Genomic DNA, 23,805 nt, shown 5'->3' with positions numbered 1-23,805 from the left:
CCGTGTTCTCCAACTACCTGATCGGACTGCGCGAGGGCCTGGAGGCCAGCCTCGTCGTCTGCATCCTCATCGCCTACCTGGTGAAGACGGACCGCAGGGACGCGCTGAAGCCCATCTGGATCGGCATCGGCGTCGCGGTGCTGCTCGCGCTCGGTTTCGGCTGCGTCCTCGAATTCGGCTCCCAGGAACTGACGTTCCAGGCGCAGGAGGCCCTCGGCGGCTCCCTGTCGATCCTCGCGGTCGGCCTGGTGACGTGGATGGTGTTCTGGATGCGGCGCACCGCCCGGCATCTGAAGTCGGAACTGCACGGCAAGCTGGACGCTGCCCTCGCGATGGGCACCGGCGCCCTGGTCGCCACCGCCTTCCTCGCGGTCGGCCGGGAGGGCCTGGAGACGGCCCTGTTCGTGTGGGCGTCGGTGCACGCGGCCGGCGACGGCACCCCGCGTCCGCTGATCGGCGTGGCCCTGGGCCTGGCGACGGCCATCCTGCTGGGCTGGCTGTTCTACCGCGGGGCGCTGAAGATCAACCTCGCCAAGTTCTTCACCTGGACCGGCGGCATGCTCGTCGTGGTCGCCGCGGGCGTGCTGGCGTACGGCGTCCACGACCTCCAGGAGGCCGACCTGATTCCGGGCCTGAACAGCCTGGCCTTCGACATCAGCGGCACCGTCCCGCCGGACAGCTGGTACGGCACGCTGCTGAAGGGCGTGTTCAACTTCCAGCCCGATCCGACGGTCCTCCAGGTCACGGTGTGGCTGCTGTACCTGGTCCCGACACTCGCGCTGTTCCTCGCCCCGGTAGGGTTCGCCTCCGGGAAGGGGAAGGTGAAGTCGCCTGATGAGCAGGGAACGCAGCCTGACGACCGGAGTTCCGCGCAGTCGAAGGCTCCGCGCACGTGACCGGTACGCACTCGTAGCGGCTTCGCTCACCGCCGTCTCGCTCACGGCGAGCGGCTGCGTGGTGGTCCACGGGGAGCTCGAACTGCTCCCCGCGGCCACGAAGGCGGAGGCCGTGAAGGCGGTCGAACAGTTCACGGCCGCGTACAACAAGGCGGACGCGGCGTACGACAGTTCCCTGGACGCCGACTACACCACCGGCGCCCTCGGGATCATCGACGAGGCGCGGCTGAAGGCGGGCCGGGTCAACAACCCGGGCGGCAACCCCCAGCACACACCGCTCGTGCTGTCGGACGTGAAGTACACGATCGTCGAGAAGGCGGGCTGGCCGCGCTGGTTCGTCGCCGACGCGAAGGGCAACAAGGGCGGCGACTCACGCTGGTTGATGGTCTTCACCCGGGGCGAGCGGGCGCAGCCGTGGCAGGCGACGTATCTGACGCTGGTGGCGCCCGGCTCGGTACCGGAGTTCAAGCAGACGGGCGAGGACGGCCACGCCGAGGCCCTGCCGGCCGACTCCGCCGAACTGGCCGTCGCTCCCGGGGACTTGAGCAAGGACTACACGGCGTACCTGCGGAGCGGCAAGGGCGCCTTCGCGGCCGGCGCGTACACCGATGCGCTGCGCTCCACCCGGACGAAGAACGCGACCAGGCCGGGCCTGGCCACGCAGTACGTCGACGAGCCGCTGACCGATGGCGACTTCGCGCCGCTGGCGCTGCGCACCGCGGACGGCGGGGCGCTGGTCTTCTTCACCACGCACCACTACATGAAGCAGACGGCCGCGACGGGCGCCGCCGTGCCCACCCCGAACAAGAACGTGGCCGCGCTGACGACCGGTGAGATCAAGCAGTCCCTGACGATGGAGTTCGTCGCCAACGAGGTCGCCCTGGCCCCGGCGAAGGGCTCGGGGACCGGCAAGGTGTCGATGCTCAGCCGTCTGGAAGGCCTGACGGCGGCGAAGGGCGCGTAGCGCTCCGCGGGGAGCCTGGCAAGCCACCTGCGGGTGCGTCGTGCGCTGCGGGTGCGTCGTGGCTGGGCGCGCAGTTCCCCGCGCCCCCTTGCGGGGCGGGGGCGCGGACGGGCTCGGTGGCTTCGTGCTTCTTACGGGTGCGAGGGCCAGGCCGTGGTCGCGTGGTCGGACTCCTGGCCGGCGTGGCGGGCGCAGGCGTCCGTGAGCGTTTCGAGGAGGGTCAGCGGGTCGGGCAGCTCGTGCTCGGGTCCGCGCAGCCAGTGCACGGAACGGCCGTCGTCGCCGGGGAGCCGGGCGGGCGGTACCAGGACGTAGGAGCCTCGGCAGTGCCAGCGCAGACCGGGATGCTCGTCCATGGTCTCGGGGTGGCAGTCCAGCTCGCACGGCCACCACTCGTCCTCGTCCTCGGGGGTGCCGCGGGTGAGGGTGAAGAACAGCATGCGGCCGTCGTCGCTCTCGGCGACCGGGCCGACCTCGACGCCGGAGCCGAGCAGCCGCTCCAGGGCCTGCCGGCCCGCCTCCAGCGGCACGTCGAGGACGTCGTGCGTCATGCCGGTGGCGGTGATGAAGTTGGCCTGCGGCTGGTGGCGGGCCCAGCGCTCGATCTGCGCGCGGTCGGTGGTGGCCTGCGTCTGCCAGGCGAAGGACACCGGGTGCCGGGCGGGGGTCGGACAGCCGACCCGGTCGCAGGAGCAGCCGTAGCCGGGGGCCGGGTGCGCGGCGGGCGCGAGCGGCAGTCCCGCGCCGGCGGCGGCCACCAGCAGGGCCTCACGGTCACCGCCGTCGGCGGCCTCCGTCGGGCCGCTCGTGCGCAGCCACTCCGAGATCTTGCCCCACAGGCCGGTCCGGCCGCCGAACTCCGCGCTCATCTGTCCCCTCGCCTCGCTGTGGTGCGGACAGCATGCCTCATGGTCCCACCATCCTGCGCATCGGGGGGCCCTAGCCGTGAATCGGGGCAGGGCGGACGGGTGGGGCCAGAGTGGCCCATGTGGTGCGGGGTCAACGCGGGGCGAGGCCGTGGAGGGCGTAGTCGACGAGGGTGTCGGTGTACTCGTACGAGATCGGACCCGTGTACTGGAGCCAGCGCTGGGCGAGCGGGGAGATGAAGAACTCGAGGGCGATGCGCGGGTCGAGGTCGGCGCGGACCTGGCCGGCCTCCTGGGCGGCGCGCAGCCGGTCGACGTACAGCTGGATGGAGGGTTCCATCAGCTTGGCCGTGAACTCGCGGCCGACCTGTTCGTTGACCACGCCCTCGGCGGCCAGGGCCCGGGAGGGCGCCTCGAACCGGGGGTCGGTGAGCTGGTCGACGGTGGCCCGCAGGACGGCCTTGATGTCGGCGGCCAGGTCGCCGGTGTCGGGGATGACGTACGGCTCCTCCTGCGACGCCCCCGCGTCCCGCGCCGCCTGTTCGCTGAGGTCGAGGAAGGCCTCCAGCAGGACGTCGGCCTTGGACCCCCACCAGCGGTAGATGGTCTGCTTGCCGACGCCCGCGCGGGCGGCGATCCCCTCGATGGTGGTCTTCGCGTAGCCGATCTCCGCGACGAGGGCGAGCGCGGCGTCGTAGATGGCCCGCCGGGACCGCTCGCTGCGGCGGGTGGTGTCGGGGGCCGGCTTACCGGGCTGGGTGACCATGGGTCGACGGTACCAAGCGGATGAGACGGGACGTCTCGTGAGCTGTCACGCGTCCTCGCCGGGGTAGCGCACGCCGATCCGCTCACGGACCGTGTCGAGGGTCCGCATGACCGCGAGGCTGCCGTCGAGCGGGACCAGCGGGGACTCGGTCTCGCCGGCCCGCAGCGCCCGCATGACCTCACGGGCCTCGTGCCGGAACGTCGTACGGGGTCCGTCGGCCGGGTCGGCTGCGAACTCCTCGGGGTCACGCCCGTCGCGGTGCAGGACGAGGCGGTCGGGGTGGAAGAAGCCGGACGGGATGTCGATCCGGCCGCGTGAACCGGTGACGGAGGCGGTGGTGCCCGTACCGCCGACGACGGAGCAGTGCAGGGCGGCGAGCGCGCCCGAGTCCCAGGACAGGGCCAGGACCGTCTGGAGGTCGACGCCCTCGGCGGACAGGACGGCCTGGGCGGCGATGCCCGAGGGCGCGCCCAGCAGGAGGTGGGCGAAGGAGACCGGGTAGACGCCGAGGTCGAGGAGGGCGCCCCCGCCCTGCGCGGGGTCGCGCAGCCGGTGCGAGGGCGGGAAGGGGCCTTCGAGGCCGAAGTCGGCCTGCACGGTGCGGACCTCACCGATCGCGCCGTCGTCGACGAGGGCCTTGAGGCGGCGGACGACCGGGTTGCAGTACATCCACATGGCTTCCATGAGGAAGCGGTCGTGCTGCCGGGCCAGCGCGACCAGTTCCTCGGCCTCGCGCAGGTTCAGGGTGAACGCCTTCTCGCACAGCACGTTCCGCCCGGCCTCCAGGCAGAGGCCGGCGGCGGTGCGGTGGGCGGCGTGCGGGGTGGCGACGTAGACGACATCGATGTCCTCGTCGGCGGCGAGCGCCGCCCAGTCGCCGTAGGCGCGGGGTATGCCGAACCGGTCGGCGAACGCCTTCGCGGCGGGCTCGGTGCGCGAGGCGACCGCGACGACCTCCGCGTCGGGCAGGTCGATCAGGTCCGCCGTGAACGCGGCGGCGATCCCGCCGGTCGCCAGGATCCCCCACCGCACCGTGTCCGTCGTCATACCCTGCCCCGCCCTCGTGCCGTCCCAGCAGTGTGTTCGAGCTGAGAGCATAGGTGGCACAGATGTCCGAGAGGGAGGGGCGGCCGGATGCCGGAGGGCGGGGCCATGTCCGACGCGGCGGCGAAGGCGGCGACGGACCGGGGCACGAACACGGGCACGGGCGAGGGAGCGGGGCCGACGCTTGCCGTCCGGCGCCGGGCGGGGCTGCTCGTCACCCTCGTCCTGGGCGGGCTGACCGCCACTCCCCCGCTCTCGATGGACATGTACCTCCCGGCGCTCCCGGAGGTGACCCGCACCCTGCACGCGCCGGCCGCGACCGTGCAGCTCACGCTGACCGCGTGTCTGGCCGGCATGGCGCTGGGGCAGCTGGTGGTCGGCCCGATGAGCGACCGGTGGGGGCGCAGGCGCCCGCTGCTGGCCGGACTCGTCGCCTACGTCGTGGCGACCGCCCTGTGCGCCCTCGCGCCCACCGTCGAGCTGCTGGTCGCCTGCCGGCTGGTGCAGGGGCTCGCGGGCGCGGCCGGGATCGTGATCGCGCGGGCCGTCGTACGCGATCTGTACGACGGCGTGGCGATGGCCCGGTTCTTCTCCACCCTGATGCTGATCTCCGGGGTCGCCCCGGTCGTGGCGCCGCTGATCGGCGCGCAGATCCTGCGGGCGACGGACTGGCGGGGCGTGTTCGTGCTCCTCACGGGCGTGGGGCTGCTGCTGGCCGGGGTGGTGTGGACCCGGCTGCCGGAGACGCTGCCCGCCGCCGAGCGGCACACGGGCGGGGTCGGCGAGGCCCTGCGCTCGATGCGCCGACTGCTCGGCGACCTGCCCTTCACCGGGTACATGCTCACGGGCGGATTCGCCTTCGCCGCGCTGTTCGCGTACATCAGCGCCTCGCCGTTCGTGGTGCAGGAGATCTACGGCGCCTCCCCGCAGACGTTCGGCCTGCTGTTCGGCGTGAACTCGGTCGGACTGGTGCTGATCGGCCAGCTCAACGGCCGGGTGCTGGTGGGCCGCGTCCGGCTGGACCGGGTCCTGGCCGCCGGTCTCGCCGTGGTCGTGCTGGCCGCGACCGCCCTGCTGCTCATGACGACGGGTGTGTTCGGCGAGGTCGGGCTGGCGCCGGTGGCCGCCGCGCTGTTCGTCCTGATGTCCGCGATGGGCGTCACGCTGCCCAACGCGCAGACCCTCGCCCTGACGCGGGTCCGGCACTCCGCCGGTTCCGCCTCCGCGCTTCTCGGTACGTCCTCCTTCCTCATCGGCGCGATCGCCTCGCCGCTCGTCGGGATCGCCGGCGAGCGCACGGCCGTCCCGATGGCCGTCGTCCAGTTGGCCGCCGCACTGGTGGCGTCGGCCTGCTTCGTGGGAATGTGCCGTCCCTGGACAAAGGCGGGCGCGGAAGGAGCAGCGAACTGAGCGCACCGAAACTGCGCGTCGACACACCGGAACGGGCCGGGCTCGACCCGGCGGAGACGCGGCTCCTCGTCCGTGACGTCGTGGACCTCACCACCGGCGACCGGCCCTGGGCGGCGGGCGCCGTCGTGCTGGCCGGACGCGGCCCGGTGATCGCCGTGCGGGAGGCGGTGGGCTGGGCGGTGCGGTACTCGGCGTACGACCCGGCGGCCGACGCGGGGGTGGAGCTGCCGGCCGGGGCACGGATCCCGATGACCGTCGACACCCCCTTCGACCTGGCGTCCCTCACCAAACTGTTCACCTCGGTGGCGGCGGTGCAGCAGATCGAGCGCGGCACCCTGGGCATCGACGCGCGGGTGGGCGCCTATCTGCCCGACTTCCACGCGGCCGCCGCCCATGGCATCACCGTCCGCCAGCTCCTCACCCACACCTCCGGGCTGCGCCCCGAGCTGCCCCTGTACGACTGCGCGGACGACGCCCGGCGCTGGGCGCTGCTACGCGCGGAGACGCCGGTCGGCGCACCGGGCACGTACATGTACTCGGACCTGAACATGCTGCTGCTCCAGCGGCTCCTGGAGCGTCTGACCGGCCGCACCCTCGACGTCCTCGTGCGGGAGGGGATCACCCGGCCGCTGGGCATGACCTCGACCGACTTCGGCCCGTGCCCCGGCGCGGCGGCGACCGAGGACCAGCGGCGGCCGTGGGCGAAGGCGGACCGGGGGATGCTGCGGGGCGTGGTGCACGACGAGAACGCCTGGGCGCTGGGCGGGGTGGCCGGTCACGCCGGGCTGTTCTCCACCGGCGATGACCTCGCGGTGTTCTGCCGCACCCTGCTGGCGGGCGGTTCGTACGGTCCCGCCCGCATCCTCGGCCCCGACTTCGTGGAACTCCTGCTGACCCCGCCGGGGCTGGGCTTCGCGGTGGACCAGTCGTGGTTCATGGGCGAGCTGGCGGGCGAGGGCGCGGCGGGGCACACGGGGTTCACGGGGACCTCGCTGGTGCTGGATCCGGCGACGGACACGTTCGTGGTGCTGCTGGCGAACACGGTGCATCCGAGGCGACGGGTGCCGGACAGCGGGCCACGGGCTCTGGTGGGGACGCGGCTGGCGATGGCGGTGCGGTGAGGGTGGGCGGCTAGGGCAGTGCGGTGAGGGCCGTGCGGTGAGGGCAGTGGCCCGGACCTGAGAAAATCCGGGGGTGAACGTCTCCGTATCCGTTTCCGAGACCCTCCGCGGTGCCCTGACGGACCTGCTCGACGGGCTGCCGCCCAAGCAGGCCGGGCAGGCCGTCGAGCGGCTCATCGCCAACTACCGGGGCGCCACCCCCACCGACGCCCCCATCCTGCGCGACCGCGCGGACGTGGCCGCGTACGCCGCGTACCGGATGCCGGCGACCTTCGAGGCGGTGCGGTCCGCGCTGGAAGCGTTCGCGGACGCCGTGCCGCAGTGGTCGCCGGGCGGTCATGTGGACGTCGGCGGCGGCACCGGCGCGGCGACCTGGGCGGTGACTTCCACCTGGGACGGGACCCGCCCGGTGACCGTGCTCGACTGGGCGGAGCCCGCCCTGGCCCTCGGCCGCGAGATCGCCGCCGCGAACCCGGCGCTGCGCGACGCCCGCTGGCAGCGCGCCCGCATCGGCACGGCCCTCGCCCTGGACCCCACGGACCTGGTCACCGTCTCCTACGTCCTCAACGAGCTGGCCGCCCCCGACCGGGCCGTGCTGGTGGACGCCGCCGCGTCGGCCGCGCAGGCCGTGGTGATCGTCGAGCCGGGCACCCCGGACGGCTACGCCCGGGTGATCGAGGCCCGGGACCGGCTGATCGCCGCCGGGTTCCGGGTCGCCGCGCCCTGCCCGCACAGCGCGGCCTGTCCGATCGTGCCCGGCACGAACTGGTGCCACTTCTCGGCGCGGGTCAGCCGCTCCTCCCTGCACCGGCAGGTCAAGGGCGGCTCGCTGCCCTACGAGGACGAGAAGTTCAGCTATGTCGCGGCCGCCCGCTTCCCCGTCTCCCCCGTCCCCTCCCGGGTGGTCCGGCGGCCGCAGATCCGCAAGGGCCAGGTGCTCCTCGACCTGTGCGAGACCGAGGAGCGGCTGAGCCGTACGACGGTGACGAAGAAGCACGGCGACCTGTACCGGGCGGCCCGGGACGCCGACTGGGGCGACGCCTGGCCGCCGGCCCCGTGAGCCCGGTGACCCGGTCGTCGTGTCCTAGGCGGGCTTGAGCCCCTGGTCGCCGACCTCGGTCACGAACGACGCGGCCGTGGTGAGGGGCGCGCCCTGCGTGGTGACGTAGGGGACGGTCTTGAAGTCGGCGCGGGCGAGGTCGCGGCCGAGCGAGACGGTCGCGTAGCCGCGCAGGCCGTTGTAGAACCTCAGGTGCGGGTTGGCGGCCATGAAGGTGGCCCAGTTGGCGGGCTTCGCCGAGCCGTTGCCGCCGCTGGAGATCGACGAGGTGACGATCTCCGTGCCGACCGTCTTCGACGTCTGGTCGGCGAAGTCCCGCTTGATGTCGAAGCCGTAGTGCACATGGACGTCGCCGGTGAGGACCATCAGGTTCTCGACGCCGGCGGCCTGCGCGCCGGTCAGGATCCGCTCGCGGGAGGCCGGGTAGCCGTCCCAGGAGTCCATGGAGACCTGGGAGGGCGCGGTGGTGGAGTTGTACCGCTGGGCGAAGGTGACCTGCTGCGGGACCACGTTCCACAGGGCGCGCGAGCGGTGCCAGCCGTCGATCAGCCACCGCTCCTGGGTGTCACCGGTGAGGGTGCGGGCCGGGTCCTGCGACTCGGGTCCCGGGACCTTCCAGCCGTCGCCGTACGCCTGGTCGGAGCGGTACTGGCGGGTGTCGAGGACGTCGAACTGGGCGAGCCGGCCCCAGTGCAGGCGCCGGTAGAGCCTGAGGTCGGGGCCGTCGGGGAGCTGTGGGCGACGCAGCGGCTGGTTCTCCCAGTAGGCGCGGTAGGCGGCGGCCCGGCGGATGAGGAACTCCTCGGCGGGGTCGTCGTTCTCCGAGACCGCGCCCGCGTAGTTGTTCTCGGTCTCGTGGTCGTCCCAGGTGACGACGAACGGGTGGGCGGCGTGCGCGGCCAGCAGGTCGGGGTCCGACTTGTACAGCGCGTACTTGAGGCGGTAGTCGTCCAGCGTCACCATCTCGTGGTTGTAGACGGTCGGCACGGTCCCGGCCGGGTAGGCGCGGGCGCCGCCGACGCCGCTGACGGCGTACTCGTAGAGGTAGTCGCCGAGGTGCAGGACGAGGTCCACGTCCTCCTCGGCGAGGTGCTTGTACGCGGTGAAGTAGCCCTGGTCGTAGCGCTGGCAGGAGACCACGCCGACGGTCAGGGCGCTCGCCTTGGCACCGGGCGCGGGGGCGGTGCGGGTGCGGCCGGTGCGGCTGAGCCAGGTGCCCGCCTTGAAGCGGTAGTAGTACACGCGGTCGTTCTCGAGGCCGTCGACCTGGACGTGCACGCTGTGGCCGAACTCCGGGTGCGCGACGCCGGTGCCGCGCCTGACGGGCCGCCGGAAGGTCTCGTCGCGGGCCAGTTCCCAGTGCACGGTGATCCGCTCGGCGGGCAGTCCGCCGTCCGCCTGGTACGGGAGGGGCGCGAGGCGGGTCCACAGGAGGACGGAGCCGGGCAGCGGGTCGCCGGAGGCGACGCCGAGGGTGAAGGGGTCGTCGGTGAGCCGTGCCGGGTCGAGTTCGGCGGCGGCGGCGGTGCCGGCGGCGGGCAGGTTCACCGTGAAGGCGAGCGCGGCGGCGGCCGCGGTGCCGGTGAGGAAGCGGCGGCGCCCCACGTGGCGGGCGGTGGCGCGGAGTTCGGGGGTGTGTTGGGACTGGTGGGCTGCGGGTGTCATTCCGGTCCTCCCCAGAAAAATGGCGACAGGAGGCATTGGAGTGGCCGGAGACGGCTCGGGAGCGTCGCCAGGTTGGCGCGTACACAACAGTCGGATGTCGGACGCGTGAGTTCCGCATTCCGGATCCGAGGTGCGGGGCTCCCGTACGCTGCGGGCCCATGAATGCCGAGAACGCCCAGAACGCCGAGATCCCCCAGGACACCCAGGCCGGCCAAGCCCCCAGGCCCCCCCAGGCCGCCGGCCGGTCCGCCGGGCGGACGAAGATCGCGATCGTCACCGGCGCCGGTTCCGGGATCGGACGCGCGGTGTCCGTGGAACTGCTGCGCGCGGGCTGGTCGGTGGCGCTGGCCGGGCGGCGCGCCGAGACCCTGGAGGCGACGGCCGCGCTGGCGCCCGAGGGCCCGAGTCTCGCCGTACGGACGGACGTCTCACGCCCGGAGGAGGTGACGGCCCTCTTCGACGCCGTGCGGGACCGCTTCGGGCGGCTGGACCTGCTGTTCAACAACGCGGGCACGTTCGGGCCGGGTGGCGTGCCGTTCGAGGAACTCCCCTACGACGCCTGGCGGCACGTGGTGGACACCAACCTCAACGGGGCGTTCCTGTGCGCGCAGGGGGCGTACCGGCAGATGAAGGAGCAGGATCCCCGGGGCGGCCGGATCATCAACAACGGGTCCGTCTCGGCGCACACGCCCCGCCCGCAGTCGGCGCCCTACACGGCGACCAAGCACGCCCTCACCGGCCTGACGAAGTCCCTTTCGCTGGACGGCCGGGCGTACGGCATCGCGGTCGGACAGATCGACATCGGCAACGCGGCCACCGACATGACGGCACGGATGGGGACGGGCGCGTTGCAGGCCAGCGGCGACACCGCGCCGGAACCGGTGATGGACGTCGCCGACGTGGCGCGCACGGTGCGGCACATGGCGGAGCTGCCGCTGGAGGCGAACGTGCAGTTCGCGACGGTGCTGGCGACGGCGATGCCGTACGTGGGGCGGGGCTGAGGGCGCGCATCCAAGACGGGCCGAGGGCGCGCCGCGGGTGGGCCGCGGGTGGGCGATGGGCAGGCGATGGGCGGCACACCGGCCGCCCACAGGTCGTCAACTCCTCAACCTGCACAAGCGGAGTTTCTCCGTCCGCACCATTGCGGCCGGTGGCGGACTTATGCTCAACTCTTCTCCACGAGAACTTCACACTTGAGGCACGACAGTTCCGCACCCTGGCTCCACGCGGGACGACCACAGGCCACATCGAGGGGGAGGGGCAGCCGTCCCATGGCACCGGGTGGGGGTGGACCTCGCCGGGACCGCGAGGTACGCACCGGGGCCGTGGGACGGCTGTCGCACCATCAACTCGCGGGCGGCGCCTCGCCGGAACGTCGCCGACGTCGGCGCAGCGCGTACGTCCCGCCCGCCAGCAGCGCCACCGCACTCGCGGCCCCGCCGAGCACGCCCCAGCCGTCCGGACCGCCGCCGTCCCCCGCCGACGAGGCCTTCGCCCCGGCATGCGGCGCCCCGTCCGCGGACGACCCGCTCGCCCTGGTCCCGCCCTCGCTCAACGCCTCGACCAGCGTGCCCACCGCGCGCGCCGAACTCCCCTGCGCGAAGCCCCAGTCGAGCAGCGCGGCCGTCTCCTCGTAGACGGCGTTGTGACCGCTCTTCGGATGCAGCACGGTGACGACGAGGGTGCGCCCCGCGCGGGTCGCGGCGCCGGTGAAGGTGTTGCCCGCGTTACTGGTGAAACCGTTCTTCACGCCGATCATGCCCGGGTACGGCGTCACCCCGTACGTGCCCGACAGCAGCCGGTCGGTGTTCTCGATCCGGAGGGTCCTCCCGCCCTCGGCCGGGAACCTGGCGGCCTTGGTGCCGCAGTAGGCGCGGAAGTCGGCGTGGCGCAGACCGTGCCGGGCGAAGAGGGCGAGGTCGTAGGCGGAGGACAGCTGGCCCTCGTGGTCGTAGCCGTCGGGGCTGACGACATGGGTGTCCAGCGCCTGGAGGTCGACCGCTCGCGCCTGCATCTCGGCGACCGTCTTCGCGACCCCGCCGTTCATCCGGGCGAGCACCTGCACGGCGTCGTTGCCCGAGCGCAGGAACACGCCCTGCCACAACTGCTCGACGGTGTAGGCGACCCCGGCCCTGACGCCGACGAGGCTGGAGCCGGACGGGATGCCGGCCAGGTCCGCGTCGGTCACCAGGTAGCGCTCGGTGCGCTCGAACCTGTCCAGCAGGGTGTCCGCGAACAGCATCTTCAGCGTGGAGGCGGGCGCGACCCGCAGATGCGCGCGGTAGGAGGCGAGCACCTCGCCGCTGTCCTGGTCGGCGAGCAGCCAGGCCCGGGCGGTGAGCTTCCCCGGCAGGGCGCCGCCCCCGTTCACCTGGACGCCGTCGGCGACGAGCCGCGCGCCGCCGACCACCACGTCGGACGCGGCCGCGGCGGGTGTCGCGGCGAGCGGTGCGGCGGTCAGGGGCGCGGTGGCCGCGGCGCCCGCGAGGGCCAGCAGGGAGCGCCGGGACAGGCGCGGGGAAGGGCGCGAGAATGCGTGCACTGCGGGACCGTACAAGGGGATTCGGGGAAAAAGGAAATCCCCACTCAACCGCTGCCACCTGGGAAAAGCCCCTCCACAGCCTAGGAATCAGCTGTCTCAAGGAATTCTGATCCGGCCGCCCGCATTCTCAGTTCTTACACATCCTTTACTCAGGACGACTCAAAGGTTTCTCCCTAGGTTGTGGCCGCGCCCACAGCGGGCGCCAAGAACCTTAGGGAACGGGATGTTTGGCATCTATCTCAAGCGTGAACTGGGCCGGCGCAAGAAGGCCGCCCTGGTCATCGCACTGGGTCTGGCGCTCGGAATCGCGCTGGTCATCACCGTCAACTCGGTGTCGGCCGGCATGACACAGGCGCAGGACAAGGTCCTGCAGTCGCTGTACGGACTCGGCACCGACATGACCGTCACCAAGGCCCGTACGGCGCCCACGGCCAACAGTTCCGGCGGCCCCAGATTCGAGTTCGACGCGAAGGGCGAGGACGACGACGACACCGAGCAGAGCTCGGACCGGGTGTCGACGCAGGGCGGTCAGGTCCTGAAGGCCGCGCTCGTCACCCAGGTCGCGGACCAGAAGGGCGTGGCGGCCGCGGTCGGCGCGCTCACCCTGAACGTCACCAAGGTCGACGGCTCCTTCACCCAGGGCAAGGCGCAGAGCTCCAGCGGAACCAGCGGCAACAGCGGCCAGGGCGGCGCTCCCGGCGGCGGCAGTGGCGGCGGGTCCACCGCGGCCCCGCAGGTGCAGGGCGGCGGCGCCTCCTTCGACGTCAACTCGTACGCGGTGGCCGGCGTCGACGTCACCAACCAGGACCTCGGCCCGCTGGCGAGCTCGAAGATCTCCTCGGGCGTGACGTTCACTTCGGCGCAGGCGAACGCCAAGGTCGCCGTCGTCAGCAAGTCGTACGCCAAGGAGAACTCGTACAAGGTCGGTTCGACGCTGACGATCTCCAGCACCAAGTACAAGGTCATCGGCATCGCCACGCCCGACAGCAGCGACTCCACCACGGACGTCTACCTGCCGCTGAAGCAGGCGCAGACCCTCGGCGACGCGGCGAGCCAGGTCACCACGATCTACGTCAAGGCGACCGACTCCCAGCAGATCGACACCGTCAAGGCGACGATCCAGAAGAACATCTCCGGCACGACCGTGACGACCTCCGCCGACCTCGCGGAGACCGTCTCCGGCTCCCTCTCCACCGCCTCCAACCTGGCGACCAGCGTCGGCAAGTGGCTGTCGATCGCCGTCCTCATCGCCGCGTTCCTGGTGGCCGCGCTGCTCACCTCCTCGGCCGTGTCCCGCCGGGTGCGCGAGTTCGGCACCCTGAAGGCGCTCGGCTGGCCGAGCCGTCGGGTGACCCGGCAGGTCGTCGGCGAGTCCATGGTCAACGGCCTCCTCGGCGGCGCCCTCGGCATCGGCCTGGGCCTGGCGGCCGCCTACACGGTGACCGCGATCAGCCCGAAGCTGACCGCCGAGCTCGGCAGCACCGGCGGCGGTGGCGGCATGGGCGGCGGCCCCGGCGGCGGCGGCCCCGGTCAGCAGTCCGCGTCGAACACGATGGAGATCGCCCTCTCGGCCCCCGTCTCCGTCACCACCATCGCGCTCGCGGTGGGCCTGGCGGTCGCCGGCGGTCTGATCGCCGGCGCGATGGGCGGCTGGCGCGCCTCCCGGATGCGCCCGGCGGACGCCCTGCGCAGCGTCTCCTAGCCCGCGCGTCGCGACCGGTCGTCACCCCCGTCGCATCCCCTCGCACCCCCCGTCGCATCCCGTCACATCCCTCACGGAGAACACGGAGAACCCGGAGATCCCATGTACAACCTCACCGGCGTCACCAAGCGCTACACGCGCGGCAAGGAGACGGTCGAGGCGCTGCGCGGCATCGACCTCACGATCGCGGACGGCGACCAGCTCGTCATCCAGGGCCCCACGGGCGGCGGCAAGTCGACGCTGCTCCAGATGATCGGCGGCCTCGACCGGCCGACCGAGGGCAGCGTCGAGCTGGACGGCGTCGACCTCGCGCGCATCAGCGAGGCGAAGCTGACCCGCCTGCGCGCCGAGAAGATCGGCATCATCTTCCAGTCGTTCAACCTCATCCCGACACTGACCGCGCAGGAGAACGTCGAGACGGCGCTCGTCCCGCTCGGGGTGAAGCCCGCGGAGCGGCGCGAGCGGGCGGCGGAGGCCCTGCGCTCGGTCGGCCTGGGCGAACGCCTCACACACGCCCCGGCGGAGCTCTCCGGCGGCCAGCAGCAGCGCGTCGCGATCGCCCGCGCGCTGGTCAAGAAGCCGAAGGTGCTGCTCGCCGACGAGCCCACCGGCAACCTCGACGAGGGCATGCGCGACGAGATCATGGAGGTCCTCGAAGGCCTCTGGCACGAGTACGGGCTGACGTTCATCATGGTCACCCACGACTCGTCGATCGCCCGCCGAGCCCCGCGCCTGGCCACCATCAAGGCGGGCCAGCTCACCCTGACGGAACAGGCGACCGCCCGCTCCTGGTGAACACCCGCAGCCCGAGGGGCCGTTGACCGCCTACCCGGCGGTGAACGGCCCTTCGCCGTCGGCGGCCGCGGGCGGCTGGTGCCGGCGACCGGCGGCTGACGGCCGCTCGCCGGTCGCCGGTCGCCGCCGGTGTCTGATGGCCGGTGGCCGGTCGCCGGTGGCCGCTCGCCGCCGGCGGCTGGTGCTACGCCTGGCCGGTCTCGAAACGGGAGATCCGGCCGTCCTCCTCGACGACGAAGCTCCACCTGGTGCGCATCTCGCCCCAGGTGTCGTTGCGGTAGTCGGCGATGAGGGCGCGCCCGCCGGCCGACTCCTTGGTGACGTCCATGTGGCCGTGGGAGGAGAAGATCTCCCGGTCGATCCACTGGGCGAGGTCACGGTCCGAGCCGTCGTCCGCCATGGTCGCGTCGGGGGTGAGCAGGCTGCGGAACGCCCTCTCGTCATGGGCGTTGACGGCGGCGACGAAGGCCCGCACGGCCGGGTCGCTGAGTCTGTCGATCTGGATCGCCATACGGGTCACCCTCACACCGCGGTCCGGGGCCCGCCACCCGAACGGCGTCCAGGACGGGCCGGACGGGTGTGAAGGATGCGACGGTGGAAACGCGGAGGGGGCTGTTCCTGCTCCTCCTCCTGTCCCTGCTCCTCCTCCTGTCCCTGCTCCTGTTCCACCTCCTGTTTCTGCTCCTGTTTTCTGCTCCTGTTCCTGCTCCGCTTTCTGTTGCCGATCTGTTCCTGATCTGCTCCTGCTCTCCTACGTCCGCCGTTCTCTGCTCAGGGAGTCACCGTGACCTGTTACGACCGTCGTGATCTGGGACTGCTGCTGCTCCGGCTGGGCACCGGCGGAGTGCTGGCGGCCCACGGCGCGCAGAAGCTGTTCGGCTGGTTCGGCGGACACGGCCTGAAGGGCACCGGCCAGTTCATGGAGTCCGTCGGCTACGCCCCCGGCAAGGCCAGTGCCACGGCGGCGGGCCTGGCGGAGACCGGCGGCGGCGCGCTGCTGGCACTGGGCCTGGCCACCCCGGCGGCGGGCGCGGCGGCGGCCGGCGCGATGGCGGGCGCGTCCGCCGTGCACGTCCCCAACGGGTTCTTCGCGCAGAGCGGCGGCTACGAGCACGCGGCCTCCCTGGGACTGGCCGCCGCGGGCCTCGCCATCACCGGCCCGGGCCGCCTCTCCCTCGACCACGCCCTCGGCCACACGGTCGACCGCAACTGGATGGTCCCGGCGGCCCTCGGCGCGACGGCGGCGGTCACGGCGGTGGTCGTCGGCATGCGGAACAAGCGGCTGCGCAGGCAGGAGCAGGGCGAGCAGGAGGCGCTGTTCGAGGAGTGAGCCCCCGGGGAGCTGCCGAGGAGCCGCCCGGCAGCTGTCGGGTGCCGGGCCCGACCTGACACGCTTCCTCCATGAGCACCCAGCCCCGGCCCCTCGCCCCCAGGTCCGTGCCCACCGAACCCGAGGCCGCCGCACCCACCGAACCCGAGGCCGCCGGCCCCAACGATCTCTGGGCCACCGTCGACGCCCTGTGGGCCTGGCTTGACGCCGACGCGGCGCACAGCGGCCGCGAGGGCCTGCTGCTGCGCGTGCTGAAGCTGTCGGAGGAGGTCGGCGAGGTCGCCCAGGCGGTCATCGGCGCGACCGGCCAGAACCCTCGCAAGGGCGTCACCCACACGTGGGAGGACGTGCAGGGCGAGCTGTGCGACGTGGCCATCACGGCGCTGGTGGCGCTGCGCACGCTCACCCCTGAGGCGGAGGGGGTGTTCGCCGGACATCTGGCGCGGGTGGCGGAGCGGTCGGTGGGGCGCGTGGGAGAGGACGGGGCAGGCGCGCGCTGATCCCGACCGGCCCCTCTCTTCCGCGAACCGTCCGGCCACCGCCCGCGTCCCTCTGTACGATCACCGCACGCGAGGCGGGGGCCGTAGGCGGAGGGGGCGGGGATGGACGACAACACCGGTGGACGCAGGGTGGCTTGGCCATGGCGGGTCGCCGCGTCGGTCGCCGGGGTGGCCGTGGTGCTCGGCGGCTGCGGTTCCGGGGACAACGACGACGACAAGGCGGGCGAGCCGACCCCTTCGGCGTCCGCGGGGTCTGCGGGGTCCGCGGCTCCGGCCTCGTCCGGCTCTCCCTCGGCATCCGCGACGGGTGGTGACGCGTCGACGCTGACGCCGTTCCAGGCGGACCCCGCCCGGGTGCCCAGGACGAAGCCGCGGGCCGAGGCGCTGGCCAAGGCGGTCGCGCTCGGGCCGGAGGCGTGGGGCCCGGGCTTCCGAGCCCAGCAGCCGGCCGCGAGCACCCCCGGCACCGCCGCCGTGCTCGACGAACAGTGCCGGTGGGAGCGGCGGGCGCTCCCCCAGGGCGTCCTGGCCTCCCTGTCCCGCTACAGCGAGATTCCCGCCGCCGACGGCAAGGGCGAGATCAAGGTGACCGCGGCGGTCACCGTGCACGCCACCGTGCTCGACGCCGACGACCAGCTGTCCACCACGCTGGAGGAGCCGTTGCGCTGTCGGGAGCAGCAGGTCCGCACCGACGAGCGGATCTCCGGGCTCATGTCGACCGGCACTCCCTACGGTGAGGGCAACAACACCTACTCCGACGACCAGGTCGTGGAGATAGGTTCCTATGTCACCGAGGTGGGCAAGCAGACCTACTTCTGGTTCGTCACCCGGCTCGGCACGGTGACCCTGGCGGTGTCGGTGAAGGGCGCCAAGGGTTACACCGACAGCGAGTTGAACAAGTACGCATCGCAGGCCACCAGCACGATGCTCACCCGCGTGGAGTTCGAGCTCGGAGGGAAGAGCTGATGGAGCCACTGCGTTCGTCGGATCCCGCGCGTATCGCGGACCATCGTCTGCTCGGACGGCTCGGCGCCGGCGGCATGGGCGTGGTGTACCTGGCCCGCACGCCGGGCGGAGCGCTGGTGGCACTGAAGGTGCTGCTCGCCGAGTACGCCGAGGAGCCGGACTTCAGGGAGCGGTTCCGCCGGGAGGTCGAGGTCGCCCGGCGGGTCGACAGCCAGTGGGCGGTGCCGCTGGTGGACGCCGACCCGGACGCCGAGGCGCCCTGGCTGACGACGGCGTTCGTCCCGGCACCGTCGCTGGGCGAGGCGGTGGCCGCGTACGGGCCGCTGGCGGAGCACGGGGTACGGCTGCTCGGCGTCCGGCTGGCCGAGGCGCTGGGCGCGGTGCACCGGGTCGGTCTGGTCCACCGGGACCTCAAGCCGGGCAATGTGCTGATCGCCCACGACGGACCCCGGCTCATCGACTTCGGCATAGCCCGGGCGCCGCAGGACACGGCGCTCACGGCGACCGGTCTGGTGGTCGGCACTCCCGGCTATCTGTCGCCCGAGCAGGCCCAGGACGGCGGGGACGGCATCGGCCCGGCGAGCGACGTGTTCTCCCTCGGCTGTGTCCTGGCGTTCGCGGCGACCGGCCGGGCGCCGTTCGGCAGCGGGCCGGTGGACGCCCTGCTGTACCGGGCCGTGCACGATCCGGCGGACCTCGACGGGGTGCCCACGGAGCTGCTGGCGGTGCTGGAGCGCTGCCTGGAGAAGGATCCGGCCCGGCGGCCGGACGCCGGGGAACTGGTGCGGGAGCTGGCGGCCGAGGGCACGCCACTGGATGAGGAGCGGGGCGCGGCGACGGCCGACTGGCTGCCCGAGCCGGTGACCCGGCTGATCGCCGAGCGCTCGGCCGCCGCGCTCGCGCTGCCGGACATCGAGCACACGCAGGTGCCGTCGGCCGCGTCGGCCACCTCGGTGCCGGCGGTTTCCGGGCGGGCCGATCCAGGGCCCACGGATTCCGTGCCCGCCGACTCGGACCCGGCTGATGCGACCACGGCTGACGCGGACCCGACCGACGCGGACCCGGCGGACGCCGACACGCACGGGACGTCCCCGTCACCGCAGGACGCCCGTCCGGTCGGCCGGCGTCGCTTCCTCCTGCTCGCCGGTGGGGCCGTGGCGCTGGCGGCGGGCGCGGGCGGGACCTGGTGGGCGGCCGGCCGGGACGGTGACGCGGGAGACGACAGCCCGGCCGCCGCCGCGTCCTCGAACCGCCCGGTGCACACCGTCGCACTGCACGGTGACCTCAGCGGCCCGCATGCGGAGACGGGCCGGGCCCAGGAGCGCGGACTGCGGCAGGCCGTGGCGGAGTTCAACGCGCGCGGCGACGCCCCGTTCACCGTGAAGGTCAGGGCCGTCGACGACGGCGGCGATCCGACGGTCTCGGCCCGGCTCGCCGCGGAACTCACGGAGGACCCCGCGGTCCTCGCCGTGGTCGGCCCGACCACGGACGCCACGGCGCTGACGGCGCTCGCGAAGTACGACGCCGGGCTGCTGCCGGTCGTCGGTGTGTCCCCCGGCGCGACCAACCTCACCTACCTGGGGTTCCGGTCGTTCCTCCACGCCCGGCTGCCCGACTCCGTACTGCCCTTCTTCGTCAGCAACTACCTGCGGGGGACGGCGCGTTCACGCAAGGTCGGCATCGTCCTGGACCGCCCGTCCGGCACGTACGGGACGGAGCTGGGCAGCACCTTGAGCAGGTCCCTCACCGACGTGAAGCAGCCCTCGGTGCCGGAGGTGGTCAGCGCGATGCGCCGCGACTTCGGGAACACGGTGGACGCGCTGCTCGCCGCCGACGCCGACTCCGTCTTCTTCGCCGGTCTGCCCGACCGTGGGGCGTTGATCGCCGCGACGCTGCGGGAACGCGCCTTCGAGGGGGCGCGGGTGTCCGGCCCCGCGTTGCTCGACGGGCAGTTCCTGACGGCTGCTCAAGAGGCGGCCGAGGGCTGGGTGATGGTGGCCCCGGTCATCGACGCGACCCGCAAGCCCGAGGCGAAGAAGTTCGCCGCCGCCTACCGCGAACGCTTCAAGGAGGCGCCGCCCCGGTACGCGGCGGAGGCGTACGACGTGACCGGGATGCTCCTGAAGGCCCTGGCGGGGCTGCCCGCGAAGAGCCGGACCCGGGAGAGCCTGCTCGCGGCGGTGCGGGCGGGGAAGTACCAGGGCATCACGAAGACATTCGCCTTCGAGAAGACCGGCACGTTGGTGATCGACGGCACCGGTGGCTTCCTCTGGCGGGTCGAGCAGGGCGACTTCGTGTACGGCGGCCCCGCGCCGATCACCGTCTGATGGAACCGCTGCGCACCGGCGACCCGTCCCGGATCGGCCGCTACCGGCTGCTGCGGCGACTGGGCGCCGGCGGCATGGGGGTGGTCTTCCTGGCCCGCGCGCCGGGCGGGGCGGTGGCCGCGGTGAAGGTGGTCCGGTCCTCGTACGCCGACGAGACGGGCTTCCGGACCCGTTTCCGCCGCGAGATCGAGGCCGCCCGGCAGGTGCGCAGCCCGTGGGTGGTCCCGTTGCTGGACGCGGACGCCGACGCGGAGACGCCGTGGCTGGCGACCTCGTACGTGCCGGGGCCCTCGCTCGCCGAGACGGTGGACACCTTCGGGCCGCTGTCGCTCGCCTCCGTGCGGGTGCTGGGCCTGCGGCTCGCCGAGGCGCTCGACGCGGTGCACGGGGCGGGTCTCGTGCACCGCGACGTGAAGCCGGGCAACATCCTGCTGGCCCCGGACGGGCCCCGGCTCATCGACTTCGGCATCGCCCGCGCGCCGGAGGCCACCGCGCTCACCTCCAGCGGCGTGATCGTCGGCTCGCCCGGCTTCCTGTCGCCCGAGCAGGCGCGGGCCCGGGGCGGGGAGATCGGCCCGCCCAGCGACGTGTTCTCACTGGGCTGCGTGCTGGCGTTCGCCGCGACCGGCGTCCGGCCGTTCGGCGGCGGCGGGGCGGCGGGCATGCTGCTGCGCACGGTCTACGAGGATCCGGACCCGGCCGCGATCCCGGACGGCCTGGCGCCCCTGCTCAGGGGCTGCCTGCACAAGGATCCGCCCGGCCGCCCGAGTCTCGCGCGACTCCGCGAGGAGCTCGGGGACGGCACGGAGACCGACTCCGCCGAGCGGTCGGACTGGCTGCCCGCGTCGGTCACCCGGCTGATCAACGACCGGGCCGCCGCCGTGCTCACCCTCGGCTCGATCGAGCCGACCCGGCTGTCCGCGCCCGCGAGCACGGTGCCCACGGTGTCACCGGAGGCCGCGACGATGACAGCCGTCACGGCTGCTCCGCCCCCCGCCCGCGCCGTCGGCCGCCGGAACTTCCTGCGCCTCGGCTCGACGGCCGGAGTCCTGGCGGCCGGCGGTGGCGGGGCCTGGTGGTGGAGCACCCGTCCGAACCCGGGGACGACACCCCCGTCCGGAGCGGGCCCGCGTCCCGAACTGGTCGTGGCGTTCCACGGCGATCTGACCGGGGCCCGGAAGGAGAACGGGAACGCCCAGCTGAACGGCGCCCGACTGGCCGTCGAGCAGGTCAACGCCAAGGACACCCACCCCTTCCGGCTGACGCTGCGGACGTCCGACGACGGCGGCGACCCGAAACGGGCCGACTCGGTCGCCGCACGGCTGGTGAAGGACACCGCGGTACGCGCCGTGCTGGGTCCCACCACCGATGCCTGCTTCCTGGCGAGCGAGGCCACCTACACCAGGGCGGCGATGCCCGTCGTGTCCGTCTCGGTGGGCACCGACACACAGAGCAGGACGATCGACGACTACCAGTCCCACCACTCCCACGCGGCGCTGCGCGTCGCGGACCCGCTCCTCGCCGCCCCCTGCAGCCGCTACCTCAGCAACCACGTCGACGCGCAGAGGGTGTTCCTCGTGGACGACCGGGCCCAGGGCGACTTCGCCTGGTCCCTGTGCGACCAGACCCAGCGGGCGATGCGGCAGGCCGCGAGGGACGCCACGATGACCGAGGTCGCCGCCGGGAAGATCGACTACGCGTCCCTCGCCGCCCAGGTGATGTCCGCCCGCGCGGACGCGGTCCTCTTCACCGGCGACGCGGCCCGGGCCGCCGGACTCGCGTCGGCCCTGAAGAACGCCCGGTTCACCGGCGCCCGGATGGCGACGGAACGCGCCCTTGCCCCGACGTTCCTCACCTCGGCCGGCGCGGCCGCGACCGACTGGGTCTTCGCCACCTCCTTCACCGACCCGACAGTCCGCCCCTCGGCCCGCGCCTTCACCAAGGCCTACCGCGCCCGCTTCGGCACCGCCCCCGGCTGGTACGCAGCGGAGGCCTACGACGCCGTGATGTTCCTGGCCGAGGCCTGCGCCAAGGACGGCTCGGCGGTGACGGAACGGGGCGCGATCGCCCGCCGGATGCCCGAGATCACGTACTCCGGCATCACCAGGACCGTCAAGTACGAGCAGGGCTACGGCTACAACCACGACGCGATGTTCCTGTTCCGGGCCACGGGGGGCGCGTTCCGGTACCTGGGGCAGTACGAGGAGAAGGCGGTCTCCTGAGGGGTGCGCCGGGGCCTCTCCCGCCTGCTCGGCGAAACGGCCGGTCGCCGTCAACGGCCGGTCGCCGTCACCATCGCGTTCACTCCACGTCCGCGACGACCGACCCGACCCGGTCGGCCAGGCCCGGGTCGCGTCGGACCAGGAGGGCCGCGTAGCAGACGGCCGCGAGGAGGGTGGCCAGAGCCGCGTACGGGAACCAGCTGTACGGGGCGGGCTGGCCGGGCTTGGCGAGGTAGTAGAGCGGGACCAGGACGGCCAGGGCGCCGACCGCGGGCAGCACCAGATGCCGTACGGTCCGGAACTCCTGCGGACGGTATCTGCGGTAGTACAGCGGCAGCGCGATGTTGGACGCCAGGTACACCAGCAGGATCAGGATGGCGCCCAGACTGGAGGACTCGGCGAAGAAGACCACCGGGTTCATCTGGCCGCCGTCCCCGAGCACATGCCCGAGACCCCAGCCCGCGATGATCAGCAGCGCGGTGGCGGTGAAGGTGACGATCGCGTTGGTCGGCGTACGGCGCGTGGGATGGACGTAGCCGAAGAAGGACGGGAGCAGCCCTTCGCGTCCGGCGTTGAACACCAGCCTCGCCTGGGAGTTGATGCCCGCGATCAGCACGCCGAGGGTGGAGGTCAGGCCGCCGACGTAGGCGAGGATCGCCAGCGCCCCCAGCGTGTGCTGGGCGACGTCGATGAAGGGGATCGGGGAGTCGCCGAGCCGCCGCACGTCGTAGCCGAAGCCGGTCACCGTGGCGTAGGAGAAGAGGATGTAGCTCACCGTCATGATCGCCACGGAGGAGAACACGGCGCGGCCGACGTTGCGCCGCGGGTTCTCCGTCTCCTCGGCCAGTGCCGCCGAGTTCTCCCAGCCGATGAACAGGTAGACCGCCAGCGGGAAGCCCGCCGCGAGGCCCTTGATGCCGTGGGTGAGGTGGGAGGGCAGGAACGGGGCCGCGGAGAGGTCGCCCCGGTGCTCGACGATCGCCGCGACCGAGACCACGACCAGCACGAGCATCTCCACGCCGAAGAAGTAGCCGGCCCACTTGGTGGACACCACGATCCCGCGCAGCATCAGCACCACCGACAGCCCGGTCAGCAGCAGCGTCCAGAGGATCCACGGCAGGTCGACGCCGGTGTAGTGGTGCAGGGTGATCTGCATGAACCCGCCCGAGATCGCGATGACGGAGGCCATCGCGATGATGTAGCCGAGTCCGGCGAGCAGAGCCGTGGTCACCGCGCTGACCGGCCCGAAGGTCTTGCCCACGAAGGTGATGAAGCTGCCCGCCGAGGGGTGCGCGCGGGAGAACTCGGCCAGTGTGTTGCCGAACAGCGCGACCGCCACCCCCGCGGCCACGATGGTCAGCGGGGACGCGACGCCCGAGGTGGCGGCCAGGAAGGCGAAGCCGAAGAAGAAGCTCATGGCCGGGCCGACGTTGGCCATCGTGGCGGCGGCGATGTCCGCCATGCCGAGGACACCACCGCGCAGCCTCTGGGGCGTGCCGTCGGCGTGGCCCGACGTCGACGACGGTCCGACGGGTCCGGACTCAGGCATGGCGACAGCTCCTTCTGAGAGGTGACGGCCTTGAGAGGGGTGGGGGCGAGGGGAGGGAGGAGCGAAGGGGAGGGAAGGGG

At 72.9% G+C, this 23,805-nt stretch carries 20 protein-coding genes; 13 read left to right on the top strand and 7 right to left on the bottom strand.

From position 1 onward, the window contains the following. The first annotated feature begins 2 nt into the window (after positions 1 to 2). The gene (efeU, locus tag ACIRPU_RS03930) at positions 3 to 896 is read left to right on the top strand and encodes an iron uptake transporter permease EfeU (RefSeq protein WP_403861240.1); all 894 of its coding nucleotides are present in this window, start codon (positions 3 to 5) and stop codon (positions 894 to 896) included. After that, entirely contained in the window at positions 835 to 1,860 is a 1,026-nt protein-coding gene (locus tag ACIRPU_RS03925; protein WP_403861237.1) for a hypothetical protein, read from the top strand. Before efeU ends, ACIRPU_RS03925 begins: the two co-directional genes overlap by 62 nt. Before the next feature lie 131 nt (positions 1,861 to 1,991). Here ACIRPU_RS03925 and ACIRPU_RS03920 read toward each other — a convergent pair whose 3' ends face one another. The 3 genes from ACIRPU_RS03920 to ACIRPU_RS03910 form a co-directional block, all read right to left on the bottom strand. Continuing rightward, on the bottom strand, positions 1,992 to 2,729 hold the full coding sequence (locus tag ACIRPU_RS03920; protein ID WP_355703058.1) for a bifunctional DNA primase/polymerase: 738 nt from the start codon (positions 2,727 to 2,729) through the stop codon (positions 1,992 to 1,994). Between the two features lie 130 nt (positions 2,730 to 2,859). Further along, positions 2,860 to 3,492 carry a TetR/AcrR family transcriptional regulator gene (locus ACIRPU_RS03915; RefSeq protein WP_403861234.1) on the bottom strand — a complete coding sequence of 211 codons (633 nt, stop codon included), beginning with the start codon at positions 3,490 to 3,492 and terminating at the stop codon, positions 2,860 to 2,862. A 45-nt stretch (positions 3,493 to 3,537) separates the two neighbouring features. Continuing rightward, on the bottom strand, positions 3,538 to 4,539 hold the full coding sequence (locus tag ACIRPU_RS03910) for a Gfo/Idh/MocA family oxidoreductase (RefSeq protein WP_355703056.1): 1,002 nt from the start codon (positions 4,537 to 4,539) through the stop codon (positions 3,538 to 3,540). Positions 4,540 to 4,626: 87 nt separating this feature from the next. On the opposite strand from ACIRPU_RS03910, the gene ACIRPU_RS03905 reads away from it, so the two are divergent. The 3 genes from ACIRPU_RS03905 to ACIRPU_RS03895 all read left to right on the top strand — a co-directional run bounded on the left by ACIRPU_RS03905 (position 4,627) and on the right by ACIRPU_RS03895 (position 8,127). Then, positions 4,627 to 5,946, top strand: a complete 1,320-nt coding sequence (locus ACIRPU_RS03905) for a multidrug effflux MFS transporter (protein ID WP_403861230.1) — start codon at positions 4,627 to 4,629, stop codon at positions 5,944 to 5,946. Beyond that, complete coding sequence (locus tag ACIRPU_RS03900) at positions 5,901 to 7,067, top strand: serine hydrolase domain-containing protein (protein WP_403861227.1); 1,167 nt, start codon at positions 5,901 to 5,903, stop codon at positions 7,065 to 7,067. The genes ACIRPU_RS03905 and ACIRPU_RS03900 overlap by 46 nt, the downstream gene beginning before the upstream one ends. Positions 7,068 to 7,140: 73 nt before the next feature. Then, positions 7,141 to 8,127 carry a small ribosomal subunit Rsm22 family protein gene (locus ACIRPU_RS03895; RefSeq protein ID WP_403861224.1) on the top strand — a complete coding sequence of 329 codons (987 nt, stop codon included), beginning with the start codon at positions 7,141 to 7,143 and terminating at the stop codon, positions 8,125 to 8,127. Between the two features lie 24 nt (positions 8,128 to 8,151). Here ACIRPU_RS03895 and ACIRPU_RS03890 read toward each other — a convergent pair whose 3' ends face one another. After that, the gene (locus tag ACIRPU_RS03890; protein WP_403861221.1) at positions 8,152 to 9,792 is read right to left on the bottom strand and encodes an alkaline phosphatase D family protein; all 1,641 of its coding nucleotides are present in this window, start codon (positions 9,790 to 9,792) and stop codon (positions 8,152 to 8,154) included. A 158-nt stretch (positions 9,793 to 9,950) separates the two neighbouring features. On the opposite strand from ACIRPU_RS03890, the gene ACIRPU_RS03885 reads away from it, so the two are divergent. Then, entirely contained in the window at positions 9,951 to 10,793 is an 843-nt protein-coding gene (locus ACIRPU_RS03885) for an SDR family oxidoreductase (RefSeq protein ID WP_403861218.1), read from the top strand. Positions 10,794 to 11,137: 344 nt separating this feature from the next. On the opposite strand, the gene ACIRPU_RS03880 is transcribed toward ACIRPU_RS03885, so the two are convergent. Then, complete coding sequence (locus tag ACIRPU_RS03880) at positions 11,138 to 12,334, bottom strand: D-alanyl-D-alanine carboxypeptidase family protein (protein ID WP_403861215.1); 1,197 nt, start codon at positions 12,332 to 12,334, stop codon at positions 11,138 to 11,140. Between the two features lie 223 nt (positions 12,335 to 12,557). Between ACIRPU_RS03880 and ACIRPU_RS03875 the strand changes: the two genes are divergently transcribed. Both ACIRPU_RS03875 and ACIRPU_RS03870 read left to right on the top strand, forming a co-directional pair. Next, entirely contained in the window at positions 12,558 to 14,036 is a 1,479-nt protein-coding gene (locus ACIRPU_RS03875; protein ID WP_403861212.1) for an ABC transporter permease, read from the top strand. A gap of 102 nt (positions 14,037 to 14,138) precedes the next feature. Next, positions 14,139 to 14,831, top strand: coding sequence for an ABC transporter ATP-binding protein (locus tag ACIRPU_RS03870; RefSeq protein WP_384117782.1), 693 nt, complete (start codon positions 14,139 to 14,141; stop codon positions 14,829 to 14,831). A 184-nt stretch (positions 14,832 to 15,015) separates the two neighbouring features. Here the strand turns inward: ACIRPU_RS03870 and ACIRPU_RS03865 are convergent, their stop codons facing one another. Next, entirely contained in the window at positions 15,016 to 15,342 is a 327-nt protein-coding gene (locus ACIRPU_RS03865) for a nuclear transport factor 2 family protein (protein WP_403861209.1), read from the bottom strand. Between the two features lie 273 nt (positions 15,343 to 15,615). Here ACIRPU_RS03865 and ACIRPU_RS03860 point away from each other — a divergent pair, with 273 nt between their 5' ends. The 5 genes from ACIRPU_RS03860 to ACIRPU_RS03840 all read left to right on the top strand — a co-directional run bounded on the left by ACIRPU_RS03860 (position 15,616) and on the right by ACIRPU_RS03840 (position 22,176). Further along, positions 15,616 to 16,161, top strand: coding sequence for a DoxX family membrane protein (locus ACIRPU_RS03860; protein ID WP_403861206.1), 546 nt, complete (start codon positions 15,616 to 15,618; stop codon positions 16,159 to 16,161). A gap of 71 nt (positions 16,162 to 16,232) precedes the next feature. Continuing rightward, positions 16,233 to 16,661: a MazG-like family protein gene (locus ACIRPU_RS03855; RefSeq protein ID WP_403861203.1), complete on the top strand. Its 429-nt coding sequence runs from the start codon at positions 16,233 to 16,235 to the stop codon at positions 16,659 to 16,661. Between the two features lie 102 nt (positions 16,662 to 16,763). Then, the gene (locus ACIRPU_RS03850) at positions 16,764 to 17,627 is read left to right on the top strand and encodes a hypothetical protein (protein WP_403861200.1); all 864 of its coding nucleotides are present in this window, start codon (positions 16,764 to 16,766) and stop codon (positions 17,625 to 17,627) included. Next, positions 17,627 to 19,954 (top strand): ABC transporter substrate-binding protein, encoded by a 2,328-nt coding sequence (locus ACIRPU_RS03845; RefSeq protein ID WP_403861197.1) that lies wholly within the window; start codon positions 17,627 to 17,629, stop codon positions 19,952 to 19,954. Before ACIRPU_RS03850 ends, ACIRPU_RS03845 begins: the two co-directional genes overlap by 1 nt. Next, entirely contained in the window at positions 19,954 to 22,176 is a 2,223-nt protein-coding gene (locus ACIRPU_RS03840) for a bifunctional serine/threonine-protein kinase/ABC transporter substrate-binding protein (RefSeq protein WP_403861194.1), read from the top strand. The genes ACIRPU_RS03845 and ACIRPU_RS03840 overlap by 1 nt, the downstream gene beginning before the upstream one ends. Positions 22,177 to 22,255: 79 nt before the next feature. Here ACIRPU_RS03840 and ACIRPU_RS03835 read toward each other — a convergent pair whose 3' ends face one another. Continuing rightward, on the bottom strand, positions 22,256 to 23,725 hold the full coding sequence (locus tag ACIRPU_RS03835; RefSeq protein WP_403861191.1) for an APC family permease: 1,470 nt from the start codon (positions 23,723 to 23,725) through the stop codon (positions 22,256 to 22,258). Between the last annotated feature and the right edge of the window lie 80 nt (positions 23,726 to 23,805).

This window comes from Streptomyces sp. NPDC102259, from assembly GCF_044766465.1.
Taxonomy (GTDB): domain Bacteria; phylum Actinomycetota; class Actinomycetes; order Streptomycetales; family Streptomycetaceae; genus Streptomyces.
Note: the sequence above shows the minus strand (reverse complement) of the source record. Positions and strands in the feature narration are given on the sequence as shown.

Coding starts and splice junctions, on each gene's coding strand:
- ACIRPU_RS03865 (WP_403861209.1), bottom strand. CDS start 15,342: ATGGCGATCCAGATCGACAGACTCAGCGACCCGGCCGTGCGGGCCTTC.
- ACIRPU_RS03835 (WP_403861191.1), bottom strand. CDS start 23,725: ATGCCTGAGTCCGGACCCGTCGGACCGTCGTCGACGTCGGGCCACGCC.
- ACIRPU_RS03905 (WP_403861230.1), top strand. CDS start 4,627: ATGCCGGAGGGCGGGGCCATGTCCGACGCGGCGGCGAAGGCGGCGACG.
- ACIRPU_RS03920 (WP_355703058.1), bottom strand. CDS start 2,729: ATGAGCGCGGAGTTCGGCGGCCGGACCGGCCTGTGGGGCAAGATCTCG.
- ACIRPU_RS03855 (WP_403861203.1), top strand. CDS start 16,233: ATGAGCACCCAGCCCCGGCCCCTCGCCCCCAGGTCCGTGCCCACCGAA.
- ACIRPU_RS03870 (WP_384117782.1), top strand. CDS start 14,139: ATGTACAACCTCACCGGCGTCACCAAGCGCTACACGCGCGGCAAGGAG.
- ACIRPU_RS03915 (WP_403861234.1), bottom strand. CDS start 3,492: ATGGTCACCCAGCCCGGTAAGCCGGCCCCCGACACCACCCGCCGCAGC.
- ACIRPU_RS03910 (WP_355703056.1), bottom strand. CDS start 4,539: ATGACGACGGACACGGTGCGGTGGGGGATCCTGGCGACCGGCGGGATC.
- ACIRPU_RS03845 (WP_403861197.1), top strand. CDS start 17,627: ATGGAGCCACTGCGTTCGTCGGATCCCGCGCGTATCGCGGACCATCGT.
- ACIRPU_RS03890 (WP_403861221.1), bottom strand. CDS start 9,792: ATGACACCCGCAGCCCACCAGTCCCAACACACCCCCGAACTCCGCGCC.
- ACIRPU_RS03840 (WP_403861194.1), top strand. CDS start 19,954: ATGGAACCGCTGCGCACCGGCGACCCGTCCCGGATCGGCCGCTACCGG.
- ACIRPU_RS03850 (WP_403861200.1), top strand. CDS start 16,764: ATGGACGACAACACCGGTGGACGCAGGGTGGCTTGGCCATGGCGGGTC.
- ACIRPU_RS03925 (WP_403861237.1), top strand. CDS start 835: ATGAGCAGGGAACGCAGCCTGACGACCGGAGTTCCGCGCAGTCGAAGG.
- ACIRPU_RS03875 (WP_403861212.1), top strand. CDS start 12,558: ATGTTTGGCATCTATCTCAAGCGTGAACTGGGCCGGCGCAAGAAGGCC.
- ACIRPU_RS03885 (WP_403861218.1), top strand. CDS start 9,951: ATGAATGCCGAGAACGCCCAGAACGCCGAGATCCCCCAGGACACCCAG.